This is a genomic window from Actinomadura sp. NPDC048021 (assembly GCF_040653135.1).
Taxonomy (GTDB): domain Bacteria; phylum Actinomycetota; class Actinomycetes; order Streptosporangiales; family Streptosporangiaceae; genus Spirillospora; species Spirillospora verrucosospora.
The window spans coordinates 1-11,882 of sequence record NZ_JBEZJQ010000045.1; the positions used below are offsets into that span (position 1 = coordinate 1).

Below are 11,882 nucleotides of genomic sequence, written 5' to 3' on the forward strand. Positions count from 1 at the left end.
TAAAGGCACTGGCTTTTAACACGCTGTTGAGTTCTCAAGAAACGGACACCCACCGTACCGGATCCGCTTTCGCGTTTCCCGCCCCGGGGCGACTTATTCTTACTTTATCAGATCCGCTCGGACTGTCAATTCCGGGCTTTTCTGATACGCCATTCCGAATCCGCTTGCGCGGTTCCTTCCCGGCGGTGTTGCTATTTCACCAGATCCGGCCCGATTGTCAAATCGATCCTTTTCCGACCCATCCCGACGATGCGGGCGCGACGAAGTCGCGTCAGCTGATCGAGGATGGTTCCCCCGGGCCGGCCGCCGTCAGGCGTCCCGCACTCCCGTGGGGCGAAGTGAACAGTATGCCCAAGCGGAGGGGACGTCAAACCAGCTCGCACGCCCCAATGGCGCGGACTCGCGCGCGCGGCGCGCTCTGAGCCGCTCCAGCACGCGACCTACCTCGGGTTTCGTCCGGATCCACCCTGTTTGAACCGCTCGAACATCCCATTCACGCGGGCGAGGTTTCATTTCGGCAACGCCGACCGTTCGGCGCGCCTCAGGGCTTGGCCAGGTATCCGCCGACGAACAGCACACCTTCGGCGATCACCCAGGCGAAGGCCGTGACGGTGAGGGTCACGTCCAGCCGCCAAGGCCTGCGCCTGACGGCCGGCATCGACCACGCCGTGACGGCGACGGCCGCGGCGGCGACCGCCACGGGCGCCGAGATCCGCACGGCGTCCTCGAATCCGGCCGCGCATTCCAGGTCGCGGCCCTCGTCCTCACCGCAGAAGGCGGCGTCGCCCCAGCCGCCGAGAGCCGAGAAGAGCCAGAGGACGGCCAGCGCGCAGTTCGCGATCGTCGGAATCGCCGGCGAGATCCGCCAGCCGTTCGGGCGCCCGGACATGGCCTGCACGACCGGAACGTACCTCGCCTGGCGGGAGCCGGGAACCCCTCCGTGGGGCGGCCTCCGGTCCGTCAGGTGATCTCTTTGGCCTCGTGCAGGTTCATGTCCATGACGATGGCCGTCATGACCGCCATCGTCCGCAGCGGTTCCCGGACGGGGTCGGCGATCTCCACCGCGTACTTGTCGGCGGTCGTGAGCAGGTGGGTGGCGAGGCCCGCCCACTTCTTGCGGACGTGCGCCACCTTGCCGCCGTCGGCGTCCTTCACCTCGAAGTTGTTGCGCGGCACGTCGACCTCGACCGTGCCGATGAGCGTCCCGTCGTCGTCGTAGACGACGTAGCGGCGGCCGACCCTCTCGGTGACGAAGGAGCCGACGCGCTCTCCGTCCGGCCGGAGGATCTCGGTGTACTCCCGGCCGCTCTGCTTGTCCACGACGTACAGGGGGTCGCCGTCGGGCGTCGTCAGCAGGACGGCTCGGGCGTCGAGGTTCGACTTGCCGGGGAACAGGCCGCGCATGACCGCGGCGTTGCCCTTGTCGTCGGTCGGCGCCGCGATGGCGAGGACGGTCCCGCCTTCGTCCAGCACCTTGTACCGCGACTTGGCCAACGGTCCCCTGCGAGGCTGTTCGACCCTGAGCACCGGGGAGCTGAACACTTCGCTCACGTGTTCTCCTGCCTCGTCGGCCGCATCGGCGACCGCCTCACTGTTCACTTCGCCTGCGCCCGCGTCCTCGGCGGCACGCCCTCCAACCGGCGATCCTGCCAAGCGCCGGGCCCGCAGGGGAAGCACTTTGCGCGCCCGTCTCCGCCCGGCGGAATCGCCGCGCCCGCGCCCGGCTCACTGACCTGCACCGCCGTGGCCCGGGGTGCCCGTCCGAGAAACATTCTTCTTTCGGCCCGGCGTCCCCTGAGCATCCCCACGGACATCTCCGAGCCCCTACGGGCTTCCACAGAGCGTCGTCCTGCCCGAACCAGGGCTTCGACCCGCACCGGCCCTCGCGGACGCGGAAAGGGGCGGTTCCCGAAGGAACCGCCCCTTTCACATGCACTCGGAAGTGCGAACCGCGGACTCGCTCAGAAGTCCATGCCGCCGGCGTCGGGCATGCCGCCCGCCGGGGCCGGGTTCTTCTCGGGCTTCTCGGCGATGACGGCCTCGGTGGTGAGGAACAGCGCGGCGATCGACGAGGCGTTCTGCAGCGCGGACCGGGTCACCTTGGCCGGGTCGAGGATCCCCGACTCGAACATGTTGACGTACTCGCCGGTGGCGGCGTTCAGGCCCTCGCCCGGGGTCAGGTTGCGGACCCGCTCCACCACGACGCCGCCCTCGAGGCCGGCGTTGACGGCGATCTGCTTCAGCGGCTCCTCGAGAGCGCGCTTGACGATGTTCGCACCGGTGGCCTCGTCGCCCGCCAGCTCCAGCTTGTCGAACGCCTTGGTGCCGGCCTGCAGCAGCGCCACGCCGCCGCCGGGGACGATGCCCTCCTCGACCGCGGCCTTCGCGTTGCGGACGGCGTCCTCGATGCGGTGCTTGCGCTCCTTGAGCTCGACCTCCGTCGCGGCGCCGGCCTTGATGACCGCGACACCGCCCGCGAGCTTGGCCAGGCGCTCCTGGAGCTTCTCGCGGTCGTAGTCGGAGTCGGTGTTGTCGATCTCGGTGCGGATCTGGTTGACCCGGCCCGCGATCTCGTTGGCGTCACCGGCGCCGTCCACGATGGTGGTCTCGTCCTTGGTGATGACGACCTTGCGGGCGCGGCCCAGCATCTCGGTCGTGGTGTTCTCCAGCTTGAGACCCACGTCCTCGCTGATGACCTGGCCGCCGGTCAGCGTGGCGATGTCGCCCAGCATGGCCTTGCGGCGGTCGCCGAAGCCCGGCGCCTTCACGGCCACGGACTTGAAGATGCCGCGGATCTTGTTGACGACCAGGGTGGCCAGGGCCTCGCCCTCGACGTCCTCCGCGATGATCAGCAGCGGCTTGCCGGACTGCATGACGCCCTCGAGGACGGGCAGCAGGTCCTTGTTGGCCGACGCCTTGCCCTGAACGATCAGAATGTACGGGTCCTCGAGGACTGCCTCCATCCGCTCGGGGTCGGTCACGAAGTAGTGCGAGATGTAGCCCTTGTCGAAGCGCATCCCCTCGGTCAGCTCGAGCTCCAGACCGAAGGTCTGGCTCTCCTCGACCGTGATGACGCCTTCCTTGCCGACCTTGTCCATCGCCTCGGCGATCATCTCGCCGATCTGCGGGTCGCCTGCGGAGATGGACGCCGTGGAGGCGATCTGCTCCTTGGTCTCCACGTCCTTGGCGAGCTTGGACAGCTCCTCGCTCACCCGCTCGACGGCGGCCTCGATGCCGCGCTTGAGCGACATCGGGTTCGCGCCGGCGGCCACGTTGCGCAGACCCTCGCGCACCAGCGCCTGGGCCAGCACGGTGGCGGTGGTGGTGCCGTCACCCGCGACGTCGTCGGTCTTCTTCGCTACTTCCTTGACGAGCTCCGCGCCGATCTTCTCCCACGGGTCCTCGAGCTCGATCTCCTTGGCGATCGACACACCGTCGTTGGTGATCGTGGGAGCGCCCCACTTCTTCTCCAGCACGACGTTGCGGCCCTTGGGACCAAGGGTCACCTTCACGGCGTCGGCGAGCTGGTTCATGCCGCGCTCGAGACCGCGGCGGGCCTCCTCGTCGAACGCGATCATCTTTGCAGCCATAGGCTCCAGTCCTCCCGGAACAAGGTGGCTTAGACGGATCGAGCCGACGCCCGCGACGGACGGCCCCGCCGACGACTTCCATTCCGCCGCCGGCCTGAGGCCTCATCGCCCCGACCCATGACTGTGTGAAGTTGTCACTCTCCACATCAGAGTGCCAATGCTTGTTTAGCACTCTACCCTGCCGAGTGCAAGCGCCACACATCACCGCCGCACGCGTCGCGCCGACCCGCTCGGAAGCGCTCTGACCTGCACCGGAGGGTCGCTTTAGCGCTGACGGCCACCAGGCGGCGTCCCTCCGAAGAGCAGCCGAACCATCGTCCCGCCATGAGCGACTCACTTCCCCGTAACGCTTTCGTTCTGCCTTGAGCAGGTGCCGTCCGAGCGCGGGGAGCGCCGGTCGTTCAGACGCCGGCCGTCCGGCTGCGCGCACGGGCGGGATCACCCTCGGTCGCGCCATCCGCCACTCCGACGGCGCCGCCGGCTTCGACGAGATCGAGTCCCCTACCGGGCTTCTCCGGGCTGACCCTGCGGCTGTTCGACCCGGCGACCGCGCACGCCGCGCGGACCGGCACCTCGCCTGAGAGGGGGTGCCGTAGCGGCCACCCGTTCCGCGTGCCATTGCACCGGCGGCGGCCCGCGCCGCTGTTTTGCCGCGGATTTTTTCGTCACGGACCATTGGTGCCTGTTCTGTCGGTGCGACGACGTTTGCGGCGGCCCGGTGCACCGGGAATCACCACGGCCCGTTAGGGCCGCTTTCATGGAGTATGGCGAATGGTGAGGATGTTCTTTCGGTCCCGGGCAAAGGGCCGCCGCAAACGGGTCCGGACATTGGGCGGCCGCTCCGGCGTCGATGCGTGACCGGGCCGGAGCGGCCGTGGTGCTTCGGTGTCCTGCTAGGAACCGCGGTTCACCGCTTGGTGGACTCCTGCTCGGGGCCCTCGACCGCGTTGATCACGGTGTTGTGCTTCCCGCCGTGGATGTGGCTGGTGATGGGCCCGGTCATCGTCGCGCTGTTGCCGGCGTAGACGTTCGAGCGGGGCGATCCGCTGAGGTTCGTGAAGATCGCGTCGCCCGAGCCGTTCTCGATGTTGGCGACGTCGCCGTTCTGGCCGACGATCGCCTTCTCGGCCGCGTGGACGTGCACCGGCCCGGGGCGGTCCCCCGTGGTGGCCAGCCGCTGTCCGGCCTGCGGAGCGTTGGCGTCGGCCTGCTGCTCCGGCGCGGCCTGCTGGGCCTCCTGCTGCGGGGCGGCCTGCTCGGCACCCTGCTCCGGCGCGGCCTGCTGCGCGTCCTGCTGCGGAGCAGCCTGCTCCGCCTCCTGCTGCGGAGCCGCCTGCTGCTCGCCCTGCTGCTGAGCGGCCTGCTGCGCGTCCTGCTGCGGAGCGGCCTGCTCGGCGTTCTGCTGCGGGGCGGCCTGCTGCTCACCCTGCTGCGGAGCCGCCTGCTGCGCCTCCTGCTGCGGAGCAGCCTCCTGCTGCGGAGCGGCCTGCTCGGCGCCCTGCTCCGGCGCGGCCTGCAGCGACTCCTGCTGCGGGGCGGCCTGCTGAGGAGCCGCCTGCTGCTCGGCGGCCTGGTGCTCGGCCGCCTTGGCGAGCGCGACCTTGGTGGCCTCCTGCTCGGAGCCCTCGACGCCGGTGACGGCCGTGTTGTGCTTCCCGCCGTGGAGCTTCGTGGTGATGTCACCGGTCTTCACCGGCTTGTTCCCGATCACCGGCGCGGCCTTGGGCGACTTGGTGATGTCGGTGTAGATCAGATCGCCCGGACCCTTCTCACTGATGTACGAGGGCCCGTTGTGCCCCACGTACGCCTTCTCCACCGCGTAGAAGTTGATGTCGGCCATGGCCGAGGGAGCCGCGAGGACGGCCGCTCCCATCGTTATGCCGGTCACGGCCATCGTGCGCAAAATGCGCTTCATGCCTTTCCTCACTCTCGTATGCCGTTCGGCGCCCCAGGGAGCGCCACTCCGGGTTCAATCTTCCAGGACGCGGCCAGCGAGAAACCCAAGTGACGGAGAGGCGGTGACCAAGATCAAGTCGCGAAACTGGCGCTCGCTAAAACTTGTTCCATGCGCGTTTGGCCGGACGGGAAGAACAGTTGCCCAATCCAGCATCCACCGGGCAATCGCGTTCCGGAGAAGGGGGAATCGGCCAGATGTGAAAGGAAAAGCCCCGGCACGGTGGACGTGCCGGGGCCTCGCGGACGAGACGGACGTCAGCCGCCCGCCACCGCGGGGATGATGGAGATCTGGGCGCCCTCGGGCGTCGGGGTGTCGAGTCCCTCGGCGAAACGGACGTCCTCGTCCCCGACGTAGACGTTCACGAAACGGCGGATCTTGCCCGCGCCGTCCAGGATGCGGGCGGAGATGCCGGAGTAGCTGGCCTCGAGGTCGGCGACGACCGCGCGCAGGGTCGCGCCCTCGGCCTTCACCTCGGACTCGCCACCGGTGTAGGTCCGCAGGATCGTCGGGATACGGACGGACACGCTGCTCATGCTGCTCCTTCGTTCTCAGGCGAGGCCCGCGGCGCGGAACGCCTCCAGGGACGGGGCGATGTTCGCCGACGGCGCGACGACCGGGGCGACGGCGTCCAGGGTCTTCAGGCCGTCCCCGGAGTTGATGATCACGGTCTCGGCGCCCGGGTCGAGGGCACCGGCCTCGATGAGCTTGCGCAGGGTCGCGACGGTGACGCCGCCGGCCGTCTCACCGAAGATCCCCTCGGTGCGGGCCAGGAGCCGGATCCCCTCGACGACCTGCTCGTCGGTGACGTCCTCGACGGCGCCGCCGGTGCGGCGGGCCACGTCCAGGACGTAGGGGCCGTCGGCCGGGTTGCCGATGGCGAGGGACTTGGCGATCGTGTCGGGCTTCACCGGGCGGACGACGTCGTGGCCCGCCTTGAACGCGGCGGCGACCGGGTCGCACCCGGAGGCCTGGGCGCCGAAGACGCGGTACGGCTTCTCCTCCACCAGGCCCAGCTTGATGAGCTCCTGGAACGCCTTGTCGATCTTGGTGAGCTGGGAGCCGGACGCGACCGGCACGACGACCTGGTCGGGCAGCCGCCAGCCGAGCTGCTCGGCGATCTCGTAGCCGAGCGTCTTGGAGCCCTCGGCGTAGTAGGGGCGGACGTTGACGTTGACGAACGCCCAGTCGTCCTGCTCGCCCGCGATCTCGGACGCGAGCCGGTTGACGTCGTCGTAGTTGCCGTCGACCGTCACGAACGTCCCGCCGTACACGGCCGTCGTGATGATCTTCTGGGACTCCAGGTTCGACGGGACGAACACCGCGCTGCGGATCCCGGCGCGGGCCGCCGCGGCGGCGACGGCGTTGGCGAGGTTCCCGGTGGACGGGCAGGCCAGCACCTTGAACCCCAGCTCGCGGGCGGCGGCGAGCGCCACGGCCACGACGCGGTCCTTGAACGAGTGGGTCGGGTTGCCGCTGTCGTCCTTCACCCACAGGCTCTGCAGGCCGAGGCTCTCCGCGAGGTTGTCGGCGCGGACGAGGCGGGTCAGGCCCGGCTCGGTGTTCGGGGTGTCGGCGACGTTGGACGGGACGGGCAGCAGCCCGCGGTAGCGCCAGATGTTGCGCGGCCCGGACTCGATGGACTCCCGGGTGACGCCGTCGAAGTCGTAGGCGATCTCCAGGGGGCCGAAACACTCTTCACAGGCGTAGTAGGGCCCGAGGTCGCGGGACGAGCCGCATTCGCGGCAGACGAGAGCGGTAGCCGGTCCGAGGTCTGTGGCAGGCGTGAGTGCCATGAGGGCGAGGCCTTTCTCCCCATCTTCCCTGCGCCACCTTGGTCGCAGGCCGGAGTTGGCACCATCTCCCGGCCGGCCTCGCAGGATCGCGACGCGCCGCAGCCAGGTGGTTGCCGGGGCTTCGCAGGGCCGGTCCCTCCACCCCTCTGGATGAGCGTTATGAAGTTGTCGATCTACGAGCTTTGAACTCGTATGCGTGACTTTACATGAACTGACCGGATGCCAGACAGGCGGGTCCAGCGATTGAGACGTTACCCGGCGGGTGTCTTGATCACCCGTTGGGTCGGGTCGAGGAACACGTGCCGGACGGTCGGGACGCGCTCGCGGAGCCGCCGGTCGATCTCGCCGGCGACGTCCTCGGCCTCGTCGGCGCTGATGTCGTCGGAGAAGTGCACCTTCGCGGCGACGAGGATCTGCTCGGGGCCGAAGTGCATGGTGAGCAGTTCGTCCACGCCGGTCACGCCGGGCGCGCCGCAGATCTCGGCGCGGATCTCGCGCTGCTCGGCGGGGTCGGCCGCCTGGCCGATGAGCAGGCCCATGCTCTCCCGGCCGATCGAGAAGGCGAGGACGACCAGGAGGATCCCGATGAGGACGGACGCGAGCCCGTCCCAGAACTCCGACCCGGTGATCTGGCGCATCGCGAGGCCGCCGGCGGCGAGCGCGAGGCCGATCATCGCCGCGGTGTCCTCGAACAGCGCGGTCTTGAACGTCACGTCGGGCGACTTGCGGACATGCTCGACCAGGTCGCGGTCGCTGTCGCGCGTCTCCTTCTTGGCCTGGTAGAAGGCGCGGATCCAGGACGTCCCCTCCAGCACCGCGCCGAGGCCGAGGACGGCGTAGGCGAGCCACACCGTCGTCCCGCCGCCGCCGTGACCGGTCATGGTCAGGATGCCCTCGAAGATCGAGAATCCGGCGCCGGCCACGAAGATGCCGAACGCGGCGAGCAGCGACCACACGTACCGCTCGTTGCCGTATCCGAAGGGGTGGCGCCGGTCGGGGGGCCGCTCGCTGCGCCGGAGCGAGGTGTAGAGGAAGCCCTGATTGAGGGTGTCCGCCACCGAGTGCGCGCTCTCCGCGAGCATGGCGCTGGACCCGGCCAGCAGGCCGGCGAACAGCTTCGTGATCGCGAGGATGAGGTTCGCGGCACCGGCGACGAGCACGGTTTTCGTCGTCTCGGACTTGCTCATTGCCGCCGGATACCCCCTGGGCGGATGACTAATCGGGCGGAACGGACACAAGGGCGGGCGATGCCGGCCACCTCGCGGGTCACTTTGATGCGCCTCGGCCGCAACTGAGACCCTTCCCGTATGAGCCAAGTGCTGGTGGCCTCGAACCGGGGTCCGGTGTCGTTCTCGCTGTCGGACGACGGCGGGCTCACCATGCGGCGCGGGGGCGGCGGTCTCGTGTCGGGCCTCGCCGCCGTGACGGGCGCCCCGCGCGACCCCGGCCCGCCGCGTCCGGCCGAGTCGGCGCGGGAGCCGTCCTCGACGGGAGCGGACGTGCTCTGGGTGTGCGCGAGCCTCGGCGAGGCCGACCGCACGGCGTCGCGCCGTTCCCCGGACGGCCGCCTCGACCTCGCCGGGTACGAGACCGGCGGGGCGGCGGTGCGCATGCTCGACATCCCGGCGGCCACGTTCGACCGCGCCTACAACGGCGTCGCCAACTCGACGCTGTGGTTCGTCCACCACCTGTTGTACGACACGCCGCGCAGCCCGCACTTCGACGCCCGCGCCCGGCGGGACTGGCAGTCCTACGAGGCGTACAACGCGGCCTTCGCGGACGCCCTCGCACGCGACGCCGCCCAGGGCGCGAAGGCGGCGATCCAGGACTACCACCTGTCGCTGGCTCCGCGGATGCTGCGCGACCGGCGCCCCGACCTGAAGATCGTGCACTTCTCCCACACGCCCTGGGCGCCGCCGGAGTACTTCCGGCTGCTCCCGGACGACATCGGCGCGCGAGTCCTTCTCGGCATCCTGGGCGCCGACCACGCCGGCTTCCTCACGGAGCGGTGGGCGTCGGCCTTCCTCGACTGCTGCGAGCTGCTGCCTGGCGCGCGCGTCGACCGCGTGGCCCGCACCGTCTCCTGCTCGGGCCACACCACGCGCGTGGGCGTGCACGGTCTCGGCGTGGACGGGGCGGCGCTGCGCAGGCGCGCCGCCGAACCGGACGTCGTCGAGAGGGCCCGCGCGCTGCGCGAGCAGGTGGGCGACCGCCGGCTCATCGTGCGGATCGACCGGACGGAGCTGTCCAAGAACATCGTGCGCGGGCTCGCCGCGTACCGGGAGATGCTCGTCAACCATCCCGAGTGGCGCGGACGCGTCGTGCACCTCGCGTTCGCCTACCCGTCCCGCTACGACCTGCCCGAGTACCGGGAGTACACCGCGGCCGTCCAGCGCATGGCCGGGCAGATCACCGACGAGTTCGGCACCGCTGACTGGGACCCGCTGATCCTCCAGGTGAACGACGACTACCCGCGTTCCCTCGCCGCCTACGGCCTGGCCGACGTCCTGCTCGTCAACCCGATCCGGGACGGGATGAACCTGGTCGCCAAGGAAGGGCCCGTCCTGTCGCGGCACGGCTGCGCGCTCGTGCTGTCGCGAGAGGCGGGCGCGGCGGCGGAGCTGTCCGAGGACGCGCTGGTGGTCAATCCCTACGACGTCTCGCAGACGGCCGAGGCCCTGCGCCAGGCCCTCCTGATGCCGCGCGCCCGGCGGGCCGAACGCTGCGCCCGCCTCGCCGACGCCGCGACCGCCCTGCCCCCGCAGCGCTGGTTCGCCGACCAGCTCGCCGCGCTGGACTAGCTCCCCGCGGAAAGGGAGCGGCGTGCTGCTCTGCGGGCGTCAGGGCAACACGCCGCGGGTCCGGTCAGGGGGCGCTGCCGGCGGACTGCTCGGCGGTGAGGAGGCACTCGACGGGGTTCGGCTCGTGGTGCTGCCTCCACCGCTCGCGCAGCGCGGCCTTGCTCTGCGCCATGCGCCGGTGGGTGGCGGTGCGGGTGAAGCGGGCGAGCAGGGCCGCGGACGGCTTCGGCAGGCCGCTCGGCTCGTAGCCGTACTCGGCGAGCCGCTCGCCGAACGCGGCCTCGGCCAGGCTGATCTCCCACGCGTCGAGGCGCTCGGCCCATGATCCGACGCGGTCGGTCGTGACGGCGTCGCGGGTCCGGCCTTGCCACTTCCTGGTGGACGGGACGATCCGCTTCGCCAGCCCCTCCGGGTGGGTCATCTCGGGGTCGAAGTCCTCGCCGAGGAAGCCGCAGAGCCGGGTCAGCTCGTCGGCGGGGTCGGCGACGAGCCGCTCGTACTGCAGCTCGTAGTAGGAGTCGGGGCCGAGGCGCTCGGCGAGCCGGCGGCCGCGGTCGATCGTCTCCCGCCAGGCGGAGACGGCGTGGTGGATGTCGGCGTCGAACCAGGGCATCTCCATCAGCGACGCGACGCAGTCCCGGCCGTCCCGGACAAGATGGACGAACTGGGCGTCGGGAAACATCCGCAACAGCGTGCCGACGTGCTGGGAGTAGCTCGGGCGCTTGTCGCCCCAGCGCGGTTTGCCGTGCAGGCGGGCGTAGGCGCGGAAGACGATGCCGACCGCCGAGCCGAGCGTCGGAGGCCCGTCGGCGATCTCCTCCACGAGCCCATCGGCGTCCATGCCGAGCGCCCGCACCTTGGTGGCGCGTTCTCCGACGATCCACTCCGCGAGCATCCGCCTGTTCTTGCTGTCCCGGAGGTCACCGTAGTCGCACCTCGCCGCATAGGCGGGCAGGACGAACCGGGTCTCCGCCGGGATCGCGATGCGGGCGTGCGAGTGGAGCATCAGGCGCAGCAGCGTCGTGCCCGAGCGAGGACAGCCGAAGATGAAGATCGGACGATCGCGGCGGAGGGCCGGTCCTGGTGGCATGCACCGCATGCTGGTGCAGAAGCCCAGTTCAGAACCCGGCTTCTGCACCCACTGTTACGGTCCGATGACCCACCCTTGACCGGCGGTCAGGTGTAGGACTCGCCGAGCGTCTGCCTCACCTGCTTGCGCGCCTCGTGGATGCGGGACTTCACCGTGCCGAGCGGGAGCTTGAGCTGCTCGGCGATCTCCGCGTACTCCAGCTGCGAGACGTCCCGCAGCACCAGGGCCTGGATGAGGTCGGGCTTGCGGGCCTCCAGGTCCTCCATGGCGTCGAGGATGTCGACCCGGGAACCCGCGATGACGCTCGTCCGGCGCGGGTCGGGACGCTGCTGGGGAAGCTCGCCCGCCTGCTCGACCGAACGCCGCTTCAGCGAACGGTAGGTGGAGCGGGCGGAGTTGGCGACGACGACGTGCAGCCAGGTGCTGAAACGCGACCGGCCCTCGAACCGGTGGATGTTCCGGGCGACCTGGAGCAGCGCGTCCTGGCACGCCTCCTCGGCGTCCTGTCGGCAGGGCAGGAACCGGGAGCTGTGCCGCAGCACGTCCGGCTCGATCTTGCGGAGGAGCTCGTTGAGGGCGCCCTGGTCGCCCTGCGCGGCCTTGACCGCCAACTCCTCGGTCCTCTCGTCGAATGCCATGCCGCCTCATTGC

At 70.1% G+C, this 11,882-nt stretch carries 11 protein-coding genes and 1 riboswitch; of the genes, 2 read left to right on the forward strand and 9 right to left on the reverse strand.

Features of this window, described 5'->3' with window-relative positions; genetic code table 11:
• The coding region (locus tag AB0C87_RS41290; protein WP_360582003.1) for a hypothetical protein at positions 1-422 on the forward strand (422 nt) is incomplete at its 5' end.
• A 119-nt stretch (positions 423-541) separates the two neighbouring features.
• On the opposite strand, the gene AB0C87_RS41295 is transcribed toward AB0C87_RS41290, so the two are convergent.
• The 7 genes from AB0C87_RS41295 to AB0C87_RS41325 all read right to left on the reverse strand — a co-directional run bounded on the left by AB0C87_RS41295 (position 542) and on the right by AB0C87_RS41325 (position 8,527).
• Positions 542-898, reverse strand: a complete 357-nt coding sequence (locus AB0C87_RS41295; protein ID WP_353831319.1) for a hypothetical protein — start codon at positions 896-898, stop codon at positions 542-544.
• Between the two features lie 62 nt (positions 899-960).
• Entirely contained in the window at positions 961-1,551 is a 591-nt protein-coding gene (locus AB0C87_RS41300; RefSeq protein ID WP_345173111.1) for a phospholipid scramblase-related protein, read from the reverse strand.
• A gap of 410 nt (positions 1,552-1,961) precedes the next feature.
• On the reverse strand, positions 1,962-3,590 hold the full coding sequence (gene groL, locus AB0C87_RS41305) for a chaperonin GroEL (RefSeq protein ID WP_185031769.1): 1,629 nt from the start codon (positions 3,588-3,590) through the stop codon (positions 1,962-1,964).
• 907 nt (positions 3,591-4,497) lie between these two features.
• The gene (locus AB0C87_RS41310) at positions 4,498-5,505 is read right to left on the reverse strand and encodes a hypothetical protein (RefSeq protein ID WP_360582005.1); all 1,008 of its coding nucleotides are present in this window, start codon (positions 5,503-5,505) and stop codon (positions 4,498-4,500) included.
• Between the two features lie 296 nt (positions 5,506-5,801).
• Positions 5,802-6,080, reverse strand: a complete 279-nt coding sequence (locus AB0C87_RS41315; protein WP_360582007.1) for a MoaD/ThiS family protein — start codon at positions 6,078-6,080, stop codon at positions 5,802-5,804.
• Positions 6,081-6,095: 15 nt separating this feature from the next.
• The gene (thrC, locus tag AB0C87_RS41320) at positions 6,096-7,340 is read right to left on the reverse strand and encodes a threonine synthase (RefSeq protein WP_345173106.1); all 1,245 of its coding nucleotides are present in this window, start codon (positions 7,338-7,340) and stop codon (positions 6,096-6,098) included.
• Between the two features lie 16 nt (positions 7,341-7,356).
• Positions 7,357-7,497: riboswitch (SAM riboswitch) on the reverse strand.
• 94 nt (positions 7,498-7,591) lie between these two features.
• On the reverse strand, positions 7,592-8,527 hold the full coding sequence (locus AB0C87_RS41325; protein WP_345173105.1) for a cation diffusion facilitator family transporter: 936 nt from the start codon (positions 8,525-8,527) through the stop codon (positions 7,592-7,594).
• A gap of 120 nt (positions 8,528-8,647) precedes the next feature.
• Here AB0C87_RS41325 and AB0C87_RS41330 point away from each other — a divergent pair, with 120 nt between their 5' ends.
• A complete protein-coding gene (locus tag AB0C87_RS41330) occupies positions 8,648-10,141 on the forward strand; it encodes a trehalose-6-phosphate synthase (protein ID WP_360582010.1) in 1,494 nt (497 codons plus the stop codon).
• A 64-nt stretch (positions 10,142-10,205) separates the two neighbouring features.
• On the opposite strand, the gene AB0C87_RS41335 is transcribed toward AB0C87_RS41330, so the two are convergent.
• Both AB0C87_RS41335 and AB0C87_RS41340 read right to left on the reverse strand, forming a co-directional pair.
• Positions 10,206-11,231 (reverse strand): sulfotransferase, encoded by a 1,026-nt coding sequence (locus AB0C87_RS41335; RefSeq protein ID WP_360582012.1) that lies wholly within the window; start codon positions 11,229-11,231, stop codon positions 10,206-10,208.
• Positions 11,232-11,317: 86 nt separating this feature from the next.
• Complete coding sequence (locus AB0C87_RS41340) at positions 11,318-11,869, reverse strand: RNA polymerase sigma factor (RefSeq protein WP_089313869.1); 552 nt, start codon at positions 11,867-11,869, stop codon at positions 11,318-11,320.
• Between the last annotated feature and the right edge of the window lie 13 nt (positions 11,870-11,882).

What these genes read in the sequence shown, in the direction of transcription:
- groL (WP_185031769.1), bottom strand. Translation starts at nt 3,590, where the DNA reads ATGGCTGCAAAGATGATCGCGTTCGACGAGGAGGCCCGCCGCGGTCTC.
- AB0C87_RS41310 (WP_360582005.1), bottom strand. Translation starts at nt 5,505, where the DNA reads ATGAAGCGCATTTTGCGCACGATGGCCGTGACCGGCATAACGATGGGA.
- AB0C87_RS41315 (WP_360582007.1), bottom strand. Translation starts at nt 6,080, where the DNA reads ATGAGCAGCGTGTCCGTCCGTATCCCGACGATCCTGCGGACCTACACC.
- thrC (WP_345173106.1), bottom strand. Translation starts at nt 7,340, where the DNA reads ATGGCACTCACGCCTGCCACAGACCTCGGACCGGCTACCGCTCTCGTC.
- AB0C87_RS41325 (WP_345173105.1), bottom strand. Translation starts at nt 8,527, where the DNA reads ATGAGCAAGTCCGAGACGACGAAAACCGTGCTCGTCGCCGGTGCCGCG.
- AB0C87_RS41330 (WP_360582010.1), top strand. Translation starts at nt 8,648, where the DNA reads ATGAGCCAAGTGCTGGTGGCCTCGAACCGGGGTCCGGTGTCGTTCTCG.
- AB0C87_RS41335 (WP_360582012.1), bottom strand. Translation starts at nt 11,231, where the DNA reads ATGCCACCAGGACCGGCCCTCCGCCGCGATCGTCCGATCTTCATCTTC.
- AB0C87_RS41340 (WP_089313869.1), bottom strand. Translation starts at nt 11,869, where the DNA reads ATGGCATTCGACGAGAGGACCGAGGAGTTGGCGGTCAAGGCCGCGCAG.